Source organism: Streptomyces sp. Z423-1 (genome assembly GCF_013009255.1).
In the GTDB taxonomy this organism is placed as follows: domain Bacteria; phylum Actinomycetota; class Actinomycetes; order Streptomycetales; family Streptomycetaceae; genus Streptomyces; species Streptomyces gossypiisoli.
The window spans coordinates 8,750,780-8,770,977 of the sequence record NZ_CP053109.1 but is presented as its reverse complement, the minus strand read 5'-3'; the positions used below and the strand labels follow the sequence as shown (position 1 = coordinate 8,770,977).

General features: G+C 70.6%; 22 protein-coding genes and 4 pseudogenes. 18 read left to right on the top strand and 8 right to left on the bottom strand.

Features of this window, described 5'->3' with window-relative positions:
- Positions 1 to 3 precede the first annotated feature (3 nt).
- Both HJD23_RS40030 and HJD23_RS40025 read right to left on the bottom strand, forming a co-directional pair.
- The gene (locus HJD23_RS40030) at positions 4 to 306 is read right to left on the bottom strand and encodes a PadR family transcriptional regulator (protein ID WP_171117428.1); all 303 of its coding nucleotides are present in this window, start codon (positions 304 to 306) and stop codon (positions 4 to 6) included.
- Positions 307 to 483: 177 nt separating this feature from the next.
- Positions 484 to 906, bottom strand: a complete 423-nt coding sequence (locus HJD23_RS40025) for a DUF6223 family protein (RefSeq protein WP_171117426.1) — start codon at positions 904 to 906, stop codon at positions 484 to 486.
- 297 nt (positions 907 to 1,203) lie between these two features.
- On the opposite strand from HJD23_RS40025, the gene HJD23_RS40020 reads away from it, so the two are divergent.
- Entirely contained in the window at positions 1,204 to 2,331 is a 1,128-nt protein-coding gene (locus HJD23_RS40020; RefSeq protein ID WP_171117425.1) for a sensor histidine kinase, read from the top strand.
- Positions 2,328 to 2,990: a response regulator transcription factor gene (locus HJD23_RS40015; RefSeq protein WP_171117423.1), complete on the top strand. Its 663-nt coding sequence runs from the start codon at positions 2,328 to 2,330 to the stop codon at positions 2,988 to 2,990. Before HJD23_RS40020 ends, HJD23_RS40015 begins: the two co-directional genes overlap by 4 nt.
- Positions 2,991 to 3,042: 52 nt before the next feature.
- Here the strand turns inward: HJD23_RS40015 and HJD23_RS40010 are convergent, their stop codons facing one another.
- The gene (locus HJD23_RS40010; RefSeq protein ID WP_171117421.1) at positions 3,043 to 4,326 is read right to left on the bottom strand and encodes a DUF4241 domain-containing protein; all 1,284 of its coding nucleotides are present in this window, start codon (positions 4,324 to 4,326) and stop codon (positions 3,043 to 3,045) included.
- 144 nt (positions 4,327 to 4,470) lie between these two features.
- Between HJD23_RS40010 and HJD23_RS40005 the strand changes: the two genes are divergently transcribed.
- On the top strand, positions 4,471 to 5,007 hold the full coding sequence (locus HJD23_RS40005; RefSeq protein ID WP_171117419.1) for a DUF4396 domain-containing protein: 537 nt from the start codon (positions 4,471 to 4,473) through the stop codon (positions 5,005 to 5,007).
- A gap of 7 nt (positions 5,008 to 5,014) precedes the next feature.
- Positions 5,015 to 5,311, top strand: a pseudogene (locus HJD23_RS40000) (four-helix bundle copper-binding protein); the annotation flags it as partial.
- A 74-nt stretch (positions 5,312 to 5,385) separates the two neighbouring features.
- On the opposite strand, the pseudogene HJD23_RS45100 reads toward HJD23_RS40000, so the two are convergent.
- The 3 genes and pseudogenes from HJD23_RS45100 to HJD23_RS39985 form a co-directional block, all read right to left on the bottom strand.
- Positions 5,386 to 5,604: pseudogene (locus tag HJD23_RS45100) on the bottom strand (SDR family NAD(P)-dependent oxidoreductase); the annotation flags it as partial.
- Positions 5,605 to 5,767: 163 nt separating this feature from the next.
- A pseudogene (locus HJD23_RS39990) lies at positions 5,768 to 6,455 on the bottom strand (formylglycine-generating enzyme family protein).
- A gap of 75 nt (positions 6,456 to 6,530) precedes the next feature.
- Entirely contained in the window at positions 6,531 to 7,136 is a 606-nt protein-coding gene (locus HJD23_RS39985) for a TetR/AcrR family transcriptional regulator (RefSeq protein WP_197973648.1), read from the bottom strand.
- An 89-nt stretch (positions 7,137 to 7,225) separates the two neighbouring features.
- Between HJD23_RS39985 and HJD23_RS39980 the strand changes: the two genes are divergently transcribed.
- From HJD23_RS39980 to HJD23_RS39970, 3 genes are all read left to right on the top strand, one after another.
- The gene (locus HJD23_RS39980; RefSeq protein WP_171117415.1) at positions 7,226 to 8,401 is read left to right on the top strand and encodes a cytochrome P450; all 1,176 of its coding nucleotides are present in this window, start codon (positions 7,226 to 7,228) and stop codon (positions 8,399 to 8,401) included.
- Positions 8,402 to 8,855: 454 nt separating this feature from the next.
- Positions 8,856 to 9,158, top strand: coding sequence for a DUF427 domain-containing protein (locus tag HJD23_RS39975; protein WP_171117413.1), 303 nt, complete (start codon positions 8,856 to 8,858; stop codon positions 9,156 to 9,158).
- Positions 9,155 to 9,727: an SRPBCC family protein gene (locus HJD23_RS39970; RefSeq protein WP_240980928.1), complete on the top strand. Its 573-nt coding sequence runs from the start codon at positions 9,155 to 9,157 to the stop codon at positions 9,725 to 9,727. The genes HJD23_RS39975 and HJD23_RS39970 overlap by 4 nt, the downstream gene beginning before the upstream one ends.
- Positions 9,728 to 9,740: 13 nt before the next feature.
- Here HJD23_RS39970 and HJD23_RS39965 read toward each other — a convergent pair whose 3' ends face one another.
- On the bottom strand, positions 9,741 to 10,340 hold the full coding sequence (locus tag HJD23_RS39965) for a TetR/AcrR family transcriptional regulator (protein WP_171117411.1): 600 nt from the start codon (positions 10,338 to 10,340) through the stop codon (positions 9,741 to 9,743).
- A gap of 100 nt (positions 10,341 to 10,440) precedes the next feature.
- Between HJD23_RS39965 and HJD23_RS39960 the strand changes: the two genes are divergently transcribed.
- The 6 genes and pseudogenes from HJD23_RS39960 (at position 10,441) to HJD23_RS39940 (ending at position 14,138) form a co-directional block, all read left to right on the top strand.
- Positions 10,441 to 11,088, top strand: coding sequence for a peroxiredoxin-like family protein (locus tag HJD23_RS39960; protein WP_171119146.1), 648 nt, complete (start codon positions 10,441 to 10,443; stop codon positions 11,086 to 11,088).
- Between the two features lie 117 nt (positions 11,089 to 11,205).
- On the top strand, positions 11,206 to 11,718 hold the full coding sequence (locus tag HJD23_RS39955; protein WP_171117409.1) for a MauE/DoxX family redox-associated membrane protein: 513 nt from the start codon (positions 11,206 to 11,208) through the stop codon (positions 11,716 to 11,718).
- Positions 11,715 to 12,206: pseudogene (locus tag HJD23_RS45095) on the top strand (Crp/Fnr family transcriptional regulator); the annotation flags it as partial. The gene HJD23_RS39955 and the pseudogene HJD23_RS45095, both read left to right, overlap by 4 nt.
- Positions 12,207 to 12,408: 202 nt before the next feature.
- Positions 12,409 to 12,591, top strand: a complete 183-nt coding sequence (locus HJD23_RS44480; RefSeq protein ID WP_240980927.1) for a helix-turn-helix domain-containing protein — start codon at positions 12,409 to 12,411, stop codon at positions 12,589 to 12,591.
- An 88-nt stretch (positions 12,592 to 12,679) separates the two neighbouring features.
- On the top strand, positions 12,680 to 13,252 hold the full coding sequence (locus tag HJD23_RS39945) for a redoxin family protein (RefSeq protein WP_171117407.1): 573 nt from the start codon (positions 12,680 to 12,682) through the stop codon (positions 13,250 to 13,252).
- A 7-nt stretch (positions 13,253 to 13,259) separates the two neighbouring features.
- Positions 13,260 to 14,138: a cytochrome c biogenesis protein CcdA gene (locus tag HJD23_RS39940; protein WP_171117405.1), complete on the top strand. Its 879-nt coding sequence runs from the start codon at positions 13,260 to 13,262 to the stop codon at positions 14,136 to 14,138.
- Positions 14,139 to 14,253: 115 nt separating this feature from the next.
- On the opposite strand, the gene HJD23_RS39935 is transcribed toward HJD23_RS39940, so the two are convergent.
- Positions 14,254 to 14,700, bottom strand: a complete 447-nt coding sequence (locus HJD23_RS39935; protein ID WP_232108263.1) for an Hsp20/alpha crystallin family protein — start codon at positions 14,698 to 14,700, stop codon at positions 14,254 to 14,256.
- A 237-nt stretch (positions 14,701 to 14,937) separates the two neighbouring features.
- On the opposite strand from HJD23_RS39935, the gene ppk2 reads away from it, so the two are divergent.
- The 5 genes from ppk2 (at position 14,938) to eno (ending at position 20,016) form a co-directional block, all read left to right on the top strand.
- Positions 14,938 to 15,741 carry a polyphosphate kinase 2 gene (ppk2, locus tag HJD23_RS39930; RefSeq protein WP_171117403.1) on the top strand — a complete coding sequence of 268 codons (804 nt, stop codon included), beginning with the start codon at positions 14,938 to 14,940 and terminating at the stop codon, positions 15,739 to 15,741.
- Between the two features lie 535 nt (positions 15,742 to 16,276).
- Positions 16,277 to 17,215, top strand: a complete 939-nt coding sequence (locus HJD23_RS39925) for an MIP/aquaporin family protein (RefSeq protein WP_171117400.1) — start codon at positions 16,277 to 16,279, stop codon at positions 17,213 to 17,215.
- Between the two features lie 234 nt (positions 17,216 to 17,449).
- Entirely contained in the window at positions 17,450 to 17,950 is a 501-nt protein-coding gene (locus HJD23_RS39920) for an inorganic diphosphatase (RefSeq protein WP_171117398.1), read from the top strand.
- Positions 17,947 to 18,702, top strand: coding sequence for a 2,3-bisphosphoglycerate-dependent phosphoglycerate mutase (locus HJD23_RS39915; protein WP_171117396.1), 756 nt, complete (start codon positions 17,947 to 17,949; stop codon positions 18,700 to 18,702). The genes HJD23_RS39920 and HJD23_RS39915 overlap by 4 nt, the downstream gene beginning before the upstream one ends.
- 36 nt (positions 18,703 to 18,738) lie before the next feature.
- Positions 18,739 to 20,016, top strand: coding sequence for a phosphopyruvate hydratase (gene eno / locus HJD23_RS39910; protein ID WP_171117394.1), 1,278 nt, complete (start codon positions 18,739 to 18,741; stop codon positions 20,014 to 20,016).
- The last annotated feature ends 182 nt before the right edge of the window (positions 20,017 to 20,198 follow it).

The window sequence follows — 20,198 nt, the reverse complement described above, 5'->3', positions numbered from 1 at the left end:
GGGTCAGGCGTCGTCGCCGAGGACCTCGCGGGCCAGTTCTCTGAGGGCCTCGCGGTCCTCGGCGAGTGCCTGCTTCCCGGCCGCGGTGGCCTTGTAGACGCGGCGGGTGCGGCCGTCGACCACGTGCTGTTCGGAGACCAGCAACCCGTCTGCCTCCAGCCGGTGCAGCGTGGGATACAGGGTGCCGGGGCTGATGTCGTAGCCGTGTTCGGCCAGTTCTTTGGTCATCCACGCGCCGTGGATCTCTCCCTCGGCCGCGTGGTGCAGGATGTGCAACCGCACCGCCCCCCGCTGGAACTCCCGCACCGCAGTCCACCTCCCCGCCGGACAGTTGCGAATCCGATATCGGTTTCGCAAGTGTACGGGTCGAACGGCGTCCTCAGGCGGCGGCGGGGGTGTCCGCACGACGGGCGTGTGCATCGCGCTCCAGCCCGGCGGGGCGGTCTGCACGCGGGCCCGAACGCGCGCTGGTGTCCGCTGGGGTCAGCCGGTGCGGCGGGAGCGGGCCAGCGCCAGCCCGCCGAGGGTCGTGCCGATCAGTCCGACCAGCAGGGCCACGTAGGCTCCGCCCAACCCGTTGCCGGTGCCGAGTCCACCGTCCGCGGTGGCAGCGACCAGCGCACCAAGGGCGATGCTCATCAGCCCGGCCACCAGGGCCACCATGGCCCCGAGTGAGCCGTTGGCAGTGCCGAGACGGCCGGCGGGGCGAGCCAGCGCCAGCCAGGCGACGACCACCCCGGCCAGCCCCACCAGCGCGCCGGTGGTGGAACCGAGCCGCCCGAGGCTGAAGTCGTAGAACCCGGCGGCGACCGACTGGCCCGCGGTGTGCGCGGCTGCCGGTGAGGCAAGCCCGATACCTCCGAACAGGGCGGCCACGGCGGCGGCAAGCAGGCGACGAACGAACATATGACGCTCCTTCTTTTCTTGCGTCTTCTCACGAGTTCTTCTTGCGTCTTCTCACGACGTCTTCTTCTGTGTTTTCACGACGTCTTCTTGTGTGTTCTCACGACCTCGCGTCGCCCGATCATGTCGGCCGGATCCGCCGTCGGTCGTCCGGCGGGCGCAGGCAATGCGCGCTGCCGCCGATGCCGCACCCGGCTGCCGCAGGCGTGGCAGGCGCCGCGCGGGTACTGCCTGCGCGGTAGTCGGCCGCTCGTCCGTGAGCGTGACTCGCCCGCTGCGCTGCCCGGCTAGGGTGCGCGCATGCGCAAGGGACGGTTGGGTGTTCGGGCCGGTGTCACAGACTGGGTGATCGCCGTTGGCGTGGCGGCGACGCTTGTGGTCACCGGGCTGTCCGCGCAGCACTCCGCCACGGCCCTCGACCCGCTGGGCTACGCGCTGCTGGCGGCAGGCGGACTGGCACTGGCGGTGCGCCGCCGGGCTCCCGTTCCCGTCCTGGTCGTCGCCGGGCTGTGCGCGGTGGGTTACCAGGCGGCCGGTTTCGACGTGCCTGCCGTCGCCTACCTGTTCGCGGTGTACGCCGCCGTGCGGGCGGGACACCGCACCGTCACGGTGGCGGCGAGCGGCACCATGCTGGCCGCTCTCCCCCTCGCGGCCCTGGCCTCGGGCCCGCACGAGGTGGGCGAGGCGTTCGCGCAGGCCCGGGGCGCCCTCGAACTGGCCTGGCTGATCGCGGCCGGCGCCGCGGGTGAGGCGCTGCGGCAGGCCGAGCGACGGGCGGACGAGGCCGAGCGGACCCGGGAGGAGACGGCGCGCCGCCGCGCCGACGAGGAGCGGCTGCGCATCGCGCGGGAGTTGCACGATTCGCTCACCCACCAGATCTCGGTGATCAAGGTGCAGGCGGAGGTCGCCGTGCACGTGGCTCGCAGGCGTGGCGAGGAGGTGTCGCAGGCGCTCCTGGCGATCCAGGAGGCCGGACGTGAGGCGGCCAGGGAGCTGCGTGCGACGCTGGAGGCGCTGCGGGACGACGACACGACCCCGCCGCGCGGGCTCGACGACGTTCCGGAACTGGTGGAACGGGCCCGGGCCATGGGCCTGGACGCGACGCTCACGATCGAAGGACGACAGCATGACGTACCGGCCGCGGTGGACCGGACCGTCTACCGGATCGTGCAGGAGTCGCTCACCAACGTCGCCCGTCACGCGAACGCCGCCACGGCGTCGGTCCGGATCGACTGCCGTCCGGACGCCCTCGCGATACGCGTCGACGACGACGGCAAGGCCACACCGGAACGTGCCCCGGCTCCCGGCGTCGGGCTGCTCGGGATGCGCGAACGCGTCACCGCCCTCGGCGGCCGGTTGCGCGCCGAACCGCGCGGCGAAGGCGGCTTCACCGTCCAGGCCGAACTCCCCGTGGAGCAGACCTCATGATCCGTGTCCTGCTGGTCGACGACCAGCCGCTCATCCGGAGCGGATTCCGCGCGCTCCTCGACCTGGAAGACGACATCGAGGTGGTGGCCGAGGCCGCCGACGGGAAGGAGGGCCTGGAGCTGGCCAGGGAACACCTGCCCGACGTCGCGCTCATCGACATTCAGATGCCGGGCGTCGACGGCATCGAGGCGACCCGGCGCATCGCCGCCGACCCGGCCCTGGCCGGGGTCCACGTCGTCATCCTGACCAACTACGGCCTGGACGAATACGTCTTCGACGCGCTGCGCGCGGGCGCCGCCGGATTCCTCGTCAAGGACATCGTGCCGGACGACTTTCTGCACGCCGTACGTGTCGCCGCGCGCGGCGACGCCCTGCTCGCCCCGTCGATCACCCGCAAGCTCATCCACCGGTACGTCACCCAGCCGCTCGCCGGCCGCACCGGCCCGGGGCTCGACGAACTGACCAACCGCGAACGCGAGGCCGTCGCCCTGGTCGCGCAGGGCCTGTCCAACGACGAGATCGCCGACCGCATGGTGATCAGCCCGGTGACCGCGAAGACCCACATCAACCGGGCCATGACCAAGCTCCACGCCCGTGACCGCGCTCAACTCGTCGTCATGGCCTACGAATCCGGCTTGGTCGCCCCGCGCAGCACCTGACGTCGCCTGCTGACGTTGAGCCAGGGTTCGTCAGCCCTGGCGGCGCGGTCCGCTACGAGTCCTGCTGAGATCGGTTCGGCAGCAACTCCTGATGGCGCAGGATCAGCATGTCGGCGACGAGGCACGTCACCTCGCCGTCGGCGTCCCGGCCGATCCACACCGGGTAGCAGCCGTCTCCCCTGCCGCTCGGGTACACGATGAGGTTGCCCCCGGACTCCGGGTCGTCGACGACGAGGATGCCGTCGGCACTGTCGTCGTCCGGGACGGTGTTCTCTCCGCCGGTGAGCCTGCCGGCCGCCGCGGCGTCGACGAAGCAGCCGGTGCCGGTGTCCACGCCGAAGCCGTAGAACTCGCCCTCCCGCAGCGTCCGCGGGTCCTCATCGGGACGCAGCGCCATCTCCCAAGTCGCCGTGGGTCTGTCGGAGATGAGGATGCGCGCCCCGGTGAACTCCTCCAGGTGCAGCGACTTGCCCCAGAACTCGCTTCGGCAGGCCGCAGCCGCGATCTGCATCCGGTAGCTGCCGGGCGGTACGGCCACCGTGAACGGCTCGCCGGGATCCCTCCAGCCGGGATCGCAGGCGACGATCCGACCGGTCGGCAGCCGCAGCGTTCCGGCGTCGATGACGCGCTCGACGACATACGGGCCGGTGGCCTGGTCGTCCGGCGGGGAGAACCGGGTGCCGGGCGTGAACATCTCGTCGAGGTGGCGCGGGCGCAGAGGGCTGGGCGGACACCACCTGGGGGCGGTGGCATGACCGTGCTCCCGGTGTTCCGCCGGACCGTCTTGGTGAGGACTTTCCGCCGGTGCGTCTCGCAGGGAGACGTCGCGTACGCGCCCGTCGGTCGCCATGGCAACCGCCCACGCCCAGTCGCCGAATACGGGACCCGGCGCCCAGCGCTGCTCGTCCGGAACATCCGCCAGGGTGTGCAGCGAGCCGCCCCTGATGCCCTTGGGTTCGGAGACTTTCCGGCCCCTGCCGTCCGGGGAGAGGTCGACGAGAACGCGCCCCGCGTCGTCCGCGAACTCCGTCATGTCCTCGGTGTCGTATCGCCACTGAGCGATGTGGCGGAGGAACAGCCGACCGGGTTCCAGAAGGCGCAGGTCGAGCTCGCGGGTGCGGCGGCCCTGGTCGTCGTACGCCCACACGCCCAGGTAGGCGTGCGCCCATGCGATGTTCAGCACGGCGAGCGGCTGTGGGCGCCCTCGCTCGCGCAGCACCACGGTGTACCGCTCGCCCGCGGCGTCCCGGCTCGCGGCGAGCTCCCGGCTGATGGGTCCGAGGACCGTACGGGAGGCGGCGTCCCAGTCCTCCCCGTACGTCACGTCAATGATCACGCTGATCTCAGCGTCGGGGAGGGCGGTCCTGTCACTGCGTGGGCGAATCACTCGCGCAATACCCCCGGGGGGTATATGGTATGTAGGCGGGTGTGGACCTCAGGCACGGGCCACACCGGATGAGATCGGATGGGGAGACACGTCATGGATCACTCCGCTCACCACACCGGCGCCACGCACCGCCATGCCGCTCATGAGGCCCACCCCCCTCCCGGCGAGCACGCCTCCCACGCAGGGCATGCGGCCGGGGCCTCCTGGTCGACGGCGGCGAAGGCGACGCTGCACTGCCTGACCGGGTGCGCCATCGGCGAGATCCTCGGCATGGTGATCGGCACCGCGCTGCTGTGGGGCAACGTGCCCACCATGGTCCTGGCGATCGCGCTGGCGTTCCTCTTCGGCTACTCGTTCACCCTGTTCGCGGTCCTCCGGGCCGGCCTGGACCTCAAGTCCGCCATCAAGGTCGCGCTCGCCGCCGACACCGTCTCCATCGCCGTGATGGAGTTCGTCGACAACGCCATCATCGCCCTGACCCCGGGCGCGATGGACGCACACCTGTCCGACGGGCTGTTCTGGTCGGCGCTGCTGGGCGGCTTCGCCGTGGCGTTCCTGATCACCACACCGGTCAACAAGTGGATGATCGGCCGCGGCAAGGGGCACGCCGTCGTCCACGCCTACCACTGACCAACGGGAGGAGTGCATCGCCTGCGCCCAGGCGTGCACGGCCTGTGCGGACGCCTGCCTGTCCGAGGGCATGGTCGGCGAGCTCACCAAGTGCATCCGCACCGACATGGACTGCGCCGACATCTGCAACGCCACCGCGTCCGTGCTGTCCCGGCACACGGGCTACGACGCCAACATCACCCGGGCGCTTCTCACCGCGTGCGCCACCGCCTGCAAAGCCTGCGCCGACGAATGCTCCGCGCACGCCGACGCGTACGAGCACTGCCGCCTGTGCGCCGAGGCCTGCCGCTCCTGGGGCTCGTGAACGGGGGCAGCACCCGCGGTCGGGAGTCCGAACTGCGGGGTCATCGCTCTGCTTTCGGGGTGGGGCGTGTTCATGGTCAGGACGGTGCCGGTGGCGCCGGATGCGATGGTGTCGACGATCAGCACGTCAATGCGGTCGGTGTGACGGGCAACGTCGGCAGTGAAGTCCCGGATCGAGGCCGCGTCCGTCAGGTCGCAGGCGTAGGCGTGGACCTGCTGGTGCCCTCGGCCGCGAATCTCGTCGCGGACACGTTCAGCGGCGGCGAGAGTGCGCGCGGAGAGGAAGAACTCGGCGGCGTAGGCAGCCCAGTCTCCCCAGTCACCAGCGGCCCGCTCGCTGCCATGTGACGGCGACGGTGATGTCGATGCCCACGGCCCAGGCACTGATCTGCTCTGCCTGTCTCGCCGGGGCAGGATTGAGGGCACGTCGCCTGACCTCCGAGCCGATAAGGCGCGTTCAACTGACCGATTCAGCATGAGGCTGTGACGGCCCAGACAGTGGCGTGGAGCGAACGATGCGGAATCCCACGTCGTCGATCCGGAAGGTCGGGTGGCTGCGCCGCCGTACCGAGGCCCGGCAGCTCCAGTGCTCGTCGGCCCATCCACCACCGCGGAGCACCCGGTAGGTGCCATACACCTCGGCGTCGTAGACGTCCCAGCACCAGTCCCACACATTGCCCAGCATGTCGTACAGACCCCATGCGTTGGGTTGCTTGCCGCCGACAGAATGGATCCGCCCATCAGAGTTGCCTCGGTACCAGGCCACCTCGTCGAGCCGGCCGTACCGCGGGCCAGTAGTCACCCGCACGACAGGCGTGCTCCCATTCGGCCTCGGTCGGCAGCCGGTACCCGTCTGCGGAGGTGTCCCATTCGGCCGTCTCGGCGTCGACGCGCAGGTGATACGCGGGCGTCCGCCCCTCGCGCCGGGACAAGGTGTTGCAGAACCGGACCGCGTCCCACCACGAAACGCCCTCAACCGGCAGCCGCTCGCCTTGGGCGCTGCTTGGCCGTCGGCCTGTGATTCGTGCGTACCACAACTGCGTGACCGGGAACGCCGACATCTCAAACGGTGCGACGTCGACCGACCAATTGCTCTGTGTCCGCCGGTCCGACAGCGTCACCCGTCCCGACGGAACGGCAACCATCTCGTTCCCTGCCCCCGCGTCCACAGTGGGCCACCTTACCGGCGCCTTCCCATCGCTCCCGTTCTCAGGGAAGTACTACTGGGCAGCTTGGATGACTCCTTGGATGGCCTGCCTGATGCGGTCTGCGGCGTGGTCGGGGTCGGGTTGGCCGGTGTCGAGCCAGGTGATGACCGCTTCGAGGGTGAGGGTGGGTACCAGTTGCGCCGCCCAGGTCCGCCAGGGGCTGTCCGGGATGGCATCGGCGAGGTGGCGGGCGGCGACCTCCGTCGAGGCGGACCGGATGCCGTCGATGACGTCACGGAACTCTGGTTCGCGGGCGGCGTGGCGGAACAGCAGCCGGAAGCCGTCGGGGTCCGCCGCGGCGGCGCGCAGCAGTGCGGCGACGCTGTGCTCGTCGTAGTCGTCGGTACCGACGCTCGCGGCGAGTCTTGTGCAGGCGCGGTCGAGCACGGCGCGGTAGAGGTCGCTCTTCGAGGCGAAGTGGCGGTAGAGGATCACGTGGGTCACGCCGGCCTCCGCGGCGACGTCGTCCAGGCCGGTGGCCGTGAAGCCGGTGCGGGCGAAGGCCCGGGTGGCCGCGTCGAGGATCTGCTCACGCCGCTCGGCTCGGGGCATACGCCGGGCACGCTCGGGCTGACGTGCTGACGTCTCGCGAGCGGGCTGCCGGCCGGCTGCGGTCACACCTGCCTCCTCTTGTTCAGGACAGGCTATACAAGGTGTTTGTTTATGTGGTCTTATACAAGTGGCACTAAACAACATGGGAGGTCGCGATGGCCGTGGTGGCTCAGCTGCCGTTCGAGCAGACAGATCCGTTGCAACCCGCGCCCCGGCTGGGCGAGTTGCAGTCCCAGGGCACGGTGCACCGGGTGCTCACGGCGGTGGGAGATGAGGCGTGGCTGGTCACCGGCCACGCGCAGGTGCGGCAGCTCCTGGACGACGATCGCCTCGGCCGGGCTCATCCGGCCCCGGAGACCGCGGCTCGTACCGGGGAGTCGGCGCTGTTCGGCGGGCCGCTGGGCAACTTCGCCACCGAGGCGGCCGACCACGCGCGCATGCGGTCGCTGCTGCAGCCGCACTTCTCGCCCAAGCACCTGCGGGCCCTGCGCCCGCGCGTCGAGTCCCTGACGGCCCGACTGCTGGACGAGCTGACCGAGCAGGGGCCACCGGCGGACCTGCACGCCGCGGTGGCGGTGCCACTGCCGATCCTGGTGATCTGCGAGCTGCTCGGTGTGCCGTACGAGGACCGCGAGCAGTTCCGCGCCTGGACCGCCGACGCCGCCCACATTCGCGACCGCGCCCGTTCCGAACGGGGACTGGCCGAACTGTTCGGTTACGGGCTGAGGCTGGTGGCGCGAAAGCGGGCCGCGCCCGGTGACGATGTGATCTCCCGGCTGTGTGCGACCGAGGGGGTCTCCGACGACGAAGCCGCCGGACTGTCGATGGCGTTGCTGTTCGCCGGTCACGAGACCACGGTGGTCCAGATCGGCCTGGGCGCCCTGCTGTTGCTGACTCACCCCGACCAGTGGCAGGCCCTGGTGGACGACCCCGGGCTGGCCCCGAACGCGGTCGAGGAGATCCTGCGCGCGCCGGGCAAGGGCGGCGGCGGAATCCCCCGCTACGCACGGACCGACCTGGAGATCGACGGAGTCACCGTCCGCGCCGGCGAACTGGTCCTGCTGGACAACGGCGCCGCCAACCACGACGCGGCCGTCTTCACCGACCCCGACCGGGTCGACATCACCCGCTCCGCCGCGGCCCATCTCACCTTCGGGCACGGCGCCCGCTACTGCCTCGGCGCGCCCCTGGCCCGCATCGAACTGCAGGCGGTGCTCACCCAACTCGTCATACGCCTGCCCACACTGCGCCTTGCCGTCGGCGTCGAGGAGCTGACCATGCGGCGCGACACCCTCACCGGCGGCCTGGCCGCCCTTCCGGTGCGGTGGTGACCGGCGTACGACACGGCACTCGTGTGCACCATCCCCTCTTCGCGCGGCTCTACCCCTCGGTGGGCCGGGCCACAGCGGACGCGGTCGTCGTGCCGATGGCAGGGCCTCCGGTCACAGGTGGCGTCCTGGTGCGGGGCCGCCTTCAGTGGCCGCGGGGGCGTGTACATCAGAACGGCCATGCCGACGGCGCGAGCCAGGGCCGGTCAGGCGATGACCACCCCGGCCGGCCCCACCCGCGCGCCAGTAGTGGCACCGAGCCGCCCGAGGCTGAAGTCGTAGAAGCCGGCGGCGGCCGGCCGGCCCGAGGTGGCCGCGGCCGCCGGTGAGGCAACCCGACACCTGGCGCATCCTGTCGGACGAACAGTGAGCGCCCTTACGGAGCCGTACCTTCGCTCACGCGTAGCGTTCCGGACATGAGCGGATCCCATCCCCGCGCATGAGGAGGAGCCCAGCAATGCTGCGCGCAGTATGGAACGGCGCGGTGATCGCGGAAGCCCCGCGCACCGTGGTCGTCGAGGGCAACCACTACTTCCCGCCGGAGGCACTGCGCCGCGAGTACTTCACCGAGACCCGCAGCCGGTCGCTGTGCTTCTGGAAGGGGCTCGCCCGCTACTACACCGTCACGGTCGACGGGCGGACCAACCGGAACGCGGCCTGGTACTACCCGCACCCGAGCCCGCTCGCCCGCCGGATCAAGAACCACGTCGCGTTCTGGCAGGGCGTGACGATCGAGGGGGCACCGGAGGGTACGTCGTGAGCGGCCGCCGCCTGCTCCGGACGGCGGCCTGGACGGCGACCGCGGCGGCCATGGCCGTCGGCGGATACGCCGGGCTGGTCAGCGGGGCACTGCCCGTCGACCTGGGCATGGGCCGACGCGTCAGACCGCTCGGGCCGCAGACCCTCGACATCGCGGCGCCCCGGGACGTCGTCTTCGACGTGATCGCCCAGCCGTACTTGGGACGTGCCACCCGGGCCATGCGCGAGAAGGTACGGGTTCTGGAGCGCGGCAGCGACATGGTGCTGGCCGCCCACTTCACGCCGGTGGGTGGCCGGTGGAAGGCGGTCACGGTCGAGACCGTACGGTTCAGCCGCCCCGACCACGTCGGCTTCCGCCTCGTGCGCGGTCCGGTCCCGCATGTCGTCGAGTCCTTCACACTGACCGAACTCCCCGTGGGTACCCGCCTGGTGTACGAAGGGGAGATGGGCACCGACCTGTGGCGGGCCGGAGCCTGGTGGGGTGAGAAGGTGGCCGCCCGCTGGGAGGCGACCGTCGCCGCATCGCTCGCCACGGTCAAGGAGGAGGCGGAGCGCAGGGCCAGGCGCTGACCGACGGCGGCCGTCAGGCTGCCGCCGGGCCTCCGAGCGAGGCGAGGGCGGCGGTCACCGTTCTCCTCAGGGCGCGCGCGTCCGCGCCGGCGCGGGAGCGGAGATTGACGCCGTACGCGAGCAGCGCCAGCACGTCGGCGGCGGCTCTGGGATCGCAGCTCGCGAAGAGCTGTCCCTGAGCGTGGGCGGTGACGAGCGCCGCGTGCATCGCGTCCCGCAGCTCCTGGTGATGCCGGTCCAGGACGGCACGCACCTCGGGATCACTGTTCTCCGCTCCGGCGTGCGCGTTGGAGACCATGCAGCCCCAGCCCGCGTACTCCCCCGAGCAGCGCGCCTCGATCAGGCCGGCGAAGAACTCGGCGATGGCCGGCAGCCCCCGCTCGTCCTCCGCGAGGCGCCGGAACACCGGCTGAGACCTCTGCTCCGCATAGCGGCGCAGCGCGGCGAGGTAGAGCTCCCGCTTGCCGCCGAACGTGGCGTACAGGCTGGATCGGTTGAGCCCGGTCGCGGTGACGACGTCCTGGATGCCGGTCGAGGCCACGCCCTGCCGCCAGAACAGGCGGACCGCTGTCTCCAGTGCCGTGTCCGGGTCGAAGTGCTTGATGTCCGGCATGCCTCACCCCGCAACTTGAAACGAGGGTTCCAGGATACGCCCGCTCCCGCTATCTTGGAACGATCGTTCCGAGTTGAGTCGTGACCGGGAGGCCATCACCATGACCCTCAACGCCGAGCTCCGCGCCTTCTACGAAGCCCGCCAGCAGCAGATCCCCGCCGAGATCCGGGAGATCATGCGCCGGGCGGGACAGGAACTCGCCGACTCCGGCCAGGCCGACCGCGCGCTGACCGTCGGCGCGCAGGCCCCGCACTTCACCCTCCCCACGGCCACCGGACAGACCCTGGCCCTGGACGACCTGCTCGCCGACGGGCCGGTCGTCCTCACCTTCTACCGCGGCGCCTGGTGCCCGTACTGCAACATCGCCCTGCGCGCCCTCCAGCAGCACCACGACGCCATCACCGCACACGGCGCCCGCCTGGTGGCCATCTCCCCGCAGATCCCCGACGAGTCCCTCACCCTCGCCGAGAAGCACGACCTCGCCTTCGACGTCCTCAGCGACATCGGATCCGACACCGCCAAGCAGTACGGCCTCGCCTTCGACCTCCCCGACGACCTCGCCGCCGTCTACGACAGGCTCGGCTTCGACCTCCAGCGCGTCAACGACGGCCACCCGCGCACCCTCCCGCTGCCCGCCACCTACGTCATCGACCGCGACGGCGTGACCCGCTGGGCCTTCGTCAACGCCGACTACACCACCCGCGCCGAACCGGCCGACATCCTCGCCGCCCTCGACTCCCTGAACTGATCCACCAGGGCGGCGGTCAGGTTGAGCAGGACGGTCGGTACGCGTCCCGCGCGGCGGGTGCCTGTTCGGTGAGCGCGCTTACAGGTCCCGGACGTGTTCGGTCGTAGCGTGCGGGGCATGGTGTTGCGGATCGTGCTGGGTGGGCTGTTCGTCGCGATGGCGGCCGGGCAGCTTGTCTCCTTCGCGCAGATGCCCGGCATTCTGGCCGCGTACGGGCTGGTCTCCGGGGTGGGCGCGACCGCGCTCGCCGTGGCACTGATCGCGGGCGAGTTGGTGTGCGGGGTGTGGTTTCTGGCCCGCCCGCGATCCCGCGCGAGGGTGCCGGTGTGGGTGTTCACCGGCGTTGCGGTGGTGTGGGCCCTGCTCGCGGCGCAGGCGTACGCACGCGGGCTCACCGTGGCCAACTGCGGCTGCTTCGGCCGCTTCCTGCCCCAGCGGCTGAGCTGGTTCGTGCTCGTCCAGGACGGACTTCTGCTGCTCTACGCCGGTCTGCTGCTGCGCGGCAGCGCGGCTGCGCCGGTCGCGCGGGTAGTGCGCGCACCCGGGACGGGCTGCGCAACGTTGGCCGGCCTCACCTTCTCGCTGTTCGCCCGGACGGCGGGCGAGCACCCCGGCCGAACCACTGCATGACACCGATACCGCCATCGTCAACGCCCGGTCCCGGCTCGTCACTCGGGGGTACTGAGCCTGTTCCTGGTGCCCCGGACGACTACTGTCTGGCCGACAGCGCAGGCACCCTGGCCGACCCGGCGTGGGGCGCCGCACCCCCGCCGTGGGCACCGGGACGACGCGAAGAACCACACCACATGAACCACACCGGCGACGAAGCCGAGAAGACCTGGTGCATCTCCGAGGTCGACATCTTCCGCGACCTGAGCGACGCGGAGATGAACGCCATCGCCGCCGCGGCCCCGATGAAGACCTACAGCGCCGGCGAACTGCTCTACTCGCCCTCCCAGCCCTCCGAGGTGTTGTTCATCCTCAAGCGGGGCCGGGTGCGGATCTTCCGGGTCTCCGCCGACGGGCGCGCCCTGACCTGCGCGATCATCAGCCCGGGCACCATCTTCGGCGAGATGGTGCTGCTCGGGCAGCGGATGTACGACAACTTCGCCGAGGCCCTCGACGACGTCACCGTCTGCGTGATGAGCCGCACCGACGTCCACCGCTTCCTGCTGTCCGATGCCCGGATCTCCGCGCGCATCACCGAGATCCTCGGCCGGCGCCTGACGGACCTCGAACAGCGCCTGTCCGACAGCGTCTTCAAGTCCGCAGCGCATCGCCACCACCCTGCTGACCCTCACGGCCGAGACCCGGCCCCGCGTGCTCGGGGCCCGCAGCCCGCAGATCGCACTCACCCACCAGCAGATCGCCGCCCTGGCGGGCACGTCCCGCGAAACGTGCACCAAGGTGCTGCGCGACTTCGCCGAACAGCACTTGATCCGCCTGGCCCGGGGCCGCATCACCGACCTCGACCCACAGCGGCTCGCCGACCATGCGGGCTGACGTCACCGAACCGTAAGCCCACCGCCCCGCGCCGAGTGCGCCCAGCGGCCCTACAGTCACTGCCGATCCCGACCCACAGGAGTCCTCCATGCGCGCCCGCACTCTCCTTCCGGCTGTCCTGGCCGCCGCCCTGCTCGCCACTGCCGGGTGCGGCTCCGACAGCGGCAACGACTCCGGCGGCGAGGCCCAGGCCGCACCGCCGAAGACGGCGCCTGCCGCCTCGGACGAGGGGGAGGGCGAGGGCGGGACTCAGGTTCCCGAGTCCCTGAACTTCACCGGCACCACGGTGGACGGCGAGCCGTTCGACGCGAAGACCCTCGCGGGCAAGCCCACCGTGCTGTGGTTCTGGGCCCCGTGGTGCCCGAAGTGCCGCGCCCAGGCCACCGAGACGGCCAAGGTCGCCGCCGACTACGCGGGCAAGGCCCACGTCCTCGGCGTCGCCGGCCTCGACAACAACGCCGCCATGCAGGACTTCGTCTCCGAGACCGGCACCGGCTCCTTCTCCCACCTCTCCGACGAGGCGGGCGAGGTCTGGAAGCGGTTCGAGGTCACCGAGCAGAGCCGCTACGTCATCCTCGACAAGGACGGCAAGACCGTCTACGAGGGCGTACTGCCCGGTGGCCAAGGGCTGGCCGAGAAGGTCGCCGGGCTCACCGGCTGACCCCACCATGGCCGACCTGCCCCTGGCCCTCGCACTGAGCGCGGGCATGCTCGCCGCCGTCAACCCGTGCGGCTTCGCCCTGCTCCCCGCCTACCTGTCCCTGCTCGTCCTCGGCGACGACTCCCCCAGCCGTACGGTCGCGGTCGGCCGGGCAGTGACCGCCACGGCTGCGATGACCGCCGGATTCGCCGCGCTCTTCGCCGTCTTCGGCCTGGCCGTCCAGCCCGTCGCAGGGCAGGTTCAGGAGCAGCTGCCCTGGTTCACCATCGGCTTCGGGCTTCTCATGGCGGTGGCCGGTACCTGGCTGCTCGCCGGTCGCCAACTGCCGACCCTGGCGCCAAAACTGCGCCGCGCGCCGACCGTGACCCGTTCGCTGCCCTCGATGGCGCTCTTCGGAATGGCGTACGCAACCGCTTCTTTGGGCTGCACCATCGCCCCGTTCCTGGCCATCGTCGTCTCCGCCTTCCGCAGCGGCTCGACCGGTGAGGGCATCGCCCTGTTCGCCGCCTACGCGGGCGGGATGGGCCTGATCGTCGGCGCCGCCTCCCTGACCGTCGCCCTCACCCGCACCACCGCCGTCACCCGTCTACGCCGCCTCGGCGCGATCGCACCCCGACTCGGCGGCGCGCTGCTCCTGTGTGTGGGCGCATACGTGGCGTACTACGGCTGGTACGAGATCCGCGTCCAGCGCGACCCCACCACTCAGGACCCGGTCATCGACGCGGCCGGAGCCGTCCAGCGCGGCATCGCCGAGACGCTGGACGCCACCGGCCCCACGACGATCGCTCTCGTCTTCGCCGCCCTGCTCATCACCGCCGTAACACTCATCCGCCTGCGGCGGGCCCGAGAGGTCGGACGGTCATGGTGGTGCCGTCGAAGCGGCTGAGCGCACGCACCAGCCACCGTGGCGTGTCCGGAGCCGTACGAGGGATGGCTCGGGCCGCCTTCGGGGAAGGCCTGCGGCACCAGGTGCCCCGCAGGGCCGCGCACTGTGGTGCGGCTCAATGCGCGCTTGCGCTCGCAGGTTCCCGCACCGGCATGGTCCTCATGCCGGTCTTCGCCTCCGGCACCGGCATCGTGATGGTCAGGACACCGTGCTGGTACTGAGCCGTGGCCTCGTCGCTCTTGGCCAAGGCCGGCAGCGGAGTGGAGTGACCGTACTTGAATTCCGCGCGGCCCTGCCGGGCCGTCTCATCGCTGCGCTCGGCACGGAGGGTCAGGAACCCTTCAGCGACGGTGATCTCAATATCCTCGGCGTCGATCCCGGGAAGCTCGGCCTGCAGCACGTACCTCCCGTCCGCCAGGCGTTCTTCGACGTGGATACCGTGCCGCGCCGGAATGTCGTCCAGCACGGGGAATCCCGCCTCCGCCCAGTCGGACGGGTCGGGCAGGTCGGGCAGGTCGGACAGTGCGGACCGCCCGGGGAGTCGCTTGGTCATGTCGCTCATGGCTGGCACCTCTTTTCCCCGCTTCCAGGTTCCCCGCCCGCGCTCGGAGACGCGTGGGCCGACCGGCCCCCGTGCGCGGTCCGGTCGGCCCGGGTGGCTGTCGGCCCGCACCGGCGTCCTCACTCGGGGAGTCCAGCCGATCGTCTCCGGCCCGAACACGGGGATGCCGGACCCGGGTGCGCCACCAGCAGTTACGTTGAAGTCATCGACGTGGACCATCGGGCGATGGAGGGCGGCATGGCCGGCAAGAAAGCGGCGAAGGTGCCGCGCGCGGCATACGAACGGGAACTGCTGCGGCTACAGACGGAGCTGGTGAAACTGCAGGAGTGGGTGCGCGCGGAGGGCGCCCGGCTGGTCGTGATCTTCGAGGGCCGGGACGCGGCCGGAAAGGGCGGCACCATCAAGCGGGTCGCCGAACACCTCAACCCGCGGGTCGCACGCATCGCGGCGCTGCCGAGGCCGACCGAGCGCGAGCGCACCCAGTGGTACTTCCAGCGGTACATAGAGCACCTTCCGGCCGCCGGGGAGATCGTGCTGTTCGACCGGTCCTGGTACAACCGGGCCGGCGTCGAGCACGTCATGGACTTCTGTACCAAGGAGGAGTACCAGCTCTTCCTGCGGCAGTGCCCCATCTTCGAGCGGATGCTGGTGGAGGACGGGATCCTGCTGCGCAAGTACTGGTTCTCAGTGAGCGACACCGAGCAGCAGAAGCGCTTCCGGCGCCGTCTGGAGGACCCCCTGCGGCGCTGGAAGCTGTCCCCGATGGACCTGGAGTCGATCACCCGCTGGGAGGCCTACTCACGGGCCAAGGACGAGATGCTGGTGCACACCGACATCGCCGAGGCGCCGTGGTACGTCGTCGAGAGCGACGACAAGCGCCGCGCCCGGCTGAACATGATCGCCCACCTGCTGGACACCCTGCCGTACCAACAAGTGCCGCCGCCGGTCCTCGAACTGCCGCCCAGGCCACCCTCGACCGGCTACGAGCGCCCGCCGCGCGATCTGCAGACCTACGTCCCCGATCACGCGGCAAGCCTCTGAGACACCGGTCGGACGTCGTGCTCCCGGTGGGGTACGGCGACGACCGGGCAGGTGGAGTGGTGCGCACCGCGTGAGCGACCCACCCGAGTCGGAGCCCGAAGCCCCCGTCGCGCAGGCGGGAGGCCCCACCGGCCGGCAGCGGATGATCGGTGCAGCAGGCGTCCCTGTCTCGACGGGGCTGGACATGGAGTCGGCGGCGCGTAGCCAAGCCCGCATACAGGGCGATGGATGGTGGGGTGACGCGTTTGGAGTACTTGGGTCGGTGTTCTTGAGAGCCATCCACTCGGCCCGGCACCCAGTGAAAGCGGCGGCCGTCATTCCCCCGCTGCGGGTTCGGAGCAGTGACGTGACGCGCGGTAGTCGCCAGGTCACGGTAGCGTGCCAAACGCTGGCCGAGAGCACGTGCAGCGGCGGAGCTGACCGGACAGTAGGGCCACAACCAGGGCTCTCTGGGTACGTGCCGTAGCCCTCGCTCCGCGCCACGACGGTACCGACTGCGCTGTGCCGCAGCCGGACGAGAGTCTGGGAGGACCAGATGGCCGTAGAAATCCGCCCCCTCCTCAAACCCTCGCTGCTCAAGCGCCGGGGAGGTCTGTTGGGTGAATGCCTCTCCGAGTTTCTGGGGACCTTCGTTCTCGTCTGCTTCGGATGTGGCGTGGTGGCGATGGCGGTCGCGGGCCTGCCGGGTTCGGGCCGCACCTCGGGGCCCACCACATTCTTCCTGGGTGCCGGAGACTGGCTGTTGATCACCTGGGGCTGGGGCATGGGCGTGGCCTTCGGCGTGTACGTGGCCGGCGGGGTCAGCGGCGCCCATATCAACCCGGCGGTGACACTGGCGTTCGCGGTACGCCGGAAGTTCGCCTGGGCCAAGGTCCTCCCGTACATGGCGTCACAGGTGGTTGGAGCGTTCGCCGGGGCCGCTCTGGTGTACGGGGTGTACCACGACGCGATCAACACGTTCGACGCCGCCGCGGAAGGCCCGAAGACGAATGGTCACACGCTCGCGTCCTTCTCCATCTTCGCCACATTCCCAGCACCGTATTTCCACGGTGGCATCTGGGGACCGCTGATCGACCAGATCGTCGGCACGGCGTTTCTGCTGATGTTCGTCGTTGCTGTCATCGACCTGCGCAACACCGGCGTGAAAGCCAACCTCGGTCCACTGATCATCGGATTGGCGGTCGCAGCGATCGGCATGTCTTACGGTGCGAACGCCGGCTACGCCATCAACCCCGCACGTGACTTCGGCCCGCGTCTGTTCGCCTGGGTCGCCGGCTGGCAGGAACTGGCGATGCCAGGGACCTTGTCCGGTGCCTTCAGTAACTATTTCTGGATCCCCATCGTCGGTCCGCTTATCGGCGGCGTCATCGGAGTGCTGGTGTACGACCTGTTCATCGGTGACATCCTGCACTTGCGTGCCGGCGTTCCACCGGAGCCCGGCCGGACGCGGCCCACGACTTCGGATGAGGAGTGACCGAGCCTGATCCGCTGTCTCCCGCGTGCGCGGGCAGCGCGACTGGCACCGGCAGACGTTCGGAGGTCGCGCGGCTCCCCATCCCCCTCGCGATCTCGGTGCACACTGCCTGCTCGACGGAGGCGCCCACGCGGGCCTGGCCGCGCCGGTCGACCGGGCCGCAGAGCCCGGCAGAGACCCGCAGAACCGCACCACGAGACGGCTCCCGTCCCGAGGAGACACCAGGAGGTCACGGTGGAGTTCAACGTGACAGTGGAAATCCCGCAGGGGTCCCGCAACAAGTACGAGATGGACCACGAACTGCACCGCATCCGCCTGGACCGGCTGCTGTTCACCTCCACCCAGTACCCGGCCGACTACGGCTACATCGACGGCACCCTGGGCCGCGACGGCGACCCCCTCGATGCCCTGGTCATCGTCGGCGAACCCACGTTTCCCGGCTGCACCATCGAGTGCCGGGCCGTCGGCATGTTCGTCATGAAGGACGAGCAGGGACCGGACGAGAAGGTCCTGTGCGTGCCCGCGCACGACCCGCGCTACGCGCATGTGCAGGACATCGGCGACATCCCGGACTTCGACCGGCTGGAGATCACCCACTTCTTCGAGGTCTACAAGGACCTGGAGCCCGGCAAGAGTGTCGAGGGCTCCCACTGGGAGGGCCGCGACCAGGCGTACGCAGAGATCGACGCCTCCCGCAGGCGGGCGACGGAGGCGTCGGCCGGGGAGCCGTCGTGACCGTACCGGGCACGCTCGTCCTGCTGCGGCACGGGCAGAGCACGACCAACGCCGCCGGCCGCTTCACCGGCTGGCTGGACGTCCCGCTCACCACCGACGGCGAACGTCAGGCCGCGGCGGCCGGCGCACTGCTGGCCCGGCGCGGACTGCTGCCGGACATCGTCCACACGTCGATCATGGCCCGCTCGATCCGCAGCGCCGACCTCCTCCTCGACACGCTGGACCGATCGTGGATCCCCGTGCACCGCACCTGGCGGCTCAACGAACGCCAGTACGGCGCCCTGACCGGCCGTTGCAAGAAGGAGGTCCGCGCGGAAGCGGGCCAGGCGCTCTACCACCACTGGCGTCGCTCGCTGCACGGCAAGCCCGCCCCGCTGCCCGCCCAGCAGCTCACCCGGCTGCGCGCCGATCCCCGCTACACCGCCCTGCGCCCCCACGCGCTGCCCGCCGTGGAGAGCCTGGCCGACATGGCCGCCCGCGTCACCCCGTACTGGGCGGACGTACTCGCCCCTCAACTGCTCACCGGAGCCACGGTGCTGGTGGTCGCCCACGGGAACTCCCTGCGCGCCCTGGCCACGGTCCTGGACCAACTCTCCGAAGACGAGGTCCGTCGCCTCAACATCCCCACCGGCCAACCGCTGCGCCACGACTTCGACCACGCGATGCGCCCGCGCGTGCGCGGCGGGACCTACCTCAACCCGGACACCGCCTTGGCCCAGGCCGAGTTGGTCGCCGCCGAAGGCCACACCTGATCGTCCATGCCATCGCCCCGTGAATAACGGAATCCCATGACTTTGCAGATCACGAACCTCCACGCCGTCGAGATCCTCGACTCCCGCGCCCGCCCCACCCTCGCGGTGACCCTGGAAACCGCCGGCGCCATGCCCGTCCGCGCCGGCGTCCCCTCCGGCGCATCGACCGGCACCCGCGAGGCCGTCGAACTCCGCGACGGCGACAGGACCCGTTACAACGGCCAGGGCGTGCTGACGGCCGTCGGCCACGTCAACGGCGAGATCGCCCAGGCCCTCACCGGCCACACCTTCGCCACCGCGGCCGAGATCGATCGCGCGCTCATCGAGTTGGACGGCACGGGTACCAAGTCCCGGCTGGGCGCCAACGCGATCGTCGGCGTCTCGCTGGCCGCGTTCCGCGCGGAAGCCGCCCTCGCCGGACGGGAGTTGTGGCAACACCTCGCCCAGGTCGCAGGCACCACCCCGCGGTTGCCGGTGCCGCACTTCAACGTCGTCAATGGCGGCGTCCACGCGGCCAACGACCTCGACTTCCAGGAGTTCATGCTGGCCCCGCTGGGCGCGCCCAGCCTGCCCGAGGCGGTCCGGGCCGGAGCCGAGGTGTACGCCCGTCTCAAGGCCCGCCTGTCCGCCGACGGCCACGCCACGGGCCTCGGCGACGAGGGCGGCTTCGCCCCCGCGATCGACCGGCCCGAGGACGTCCTGCGGCTACTCGTCGATGCCATCACGGACGCCGGATACACACCGGGGCGCGACGGCGTGGCGATCGCCCTGGACCCGGCGGCCGGCGAGTTCCGCGATCCCTCCGACGGCCGCTATCGCGTGGCGGGCGAGGCGCTCACCAGCGACCGGCTCATCGAACGCTACGAGCAGATCATCGACCGGTTCCCGGTCTGGTCGATCGAGGACGGCCTCGCCGAGGACGACTGGGACGGCTGGGTCCGGCTGACCGAACGCCTCGGCGACCGTGTCCAGTTGATGGGCGACGACATCTTCGTCACCAACCCCGCCGTCATCGCCGACGCGATCAGCAAGAAGATCGGCAACTCCGCCCTGATCAAGGTCAACCAGATCGGCACCGTCACCGAGACCCTCGACGCCCTGCGCATCTGCCGCGAGGCCGGCTACACCCAGATGGTCTCCCACCGCTCCGGCGAAACACCGGACGCCTTCATCGCCGACCTCGCCGTCGGCACCGGCAGCGGCCAGTTCAAGTCCGGCGCCCCCGCCCGCGGCGAACGCGTCGCCAAGTACAACCGCCTCATCGAAATCGCCGACATGGACACCGCACTCCCCTTCGGCCTCGCCACCGGCTGACCCATCGGCCCCAGCAGGCCGCCGCCTCGTCGGCTCTTGATCGCGCTCCCGGCGGTTGCGTCATCCGCGAGCCCTACAGGTCTTGCCCCGGCGCGGACCGGCTTCCCGTCGCACGCACGGGTGTTCAAGGGACCGCCCAACAAGTAGATTCACGATAACGACAATCGTTTTAATCATTGGGG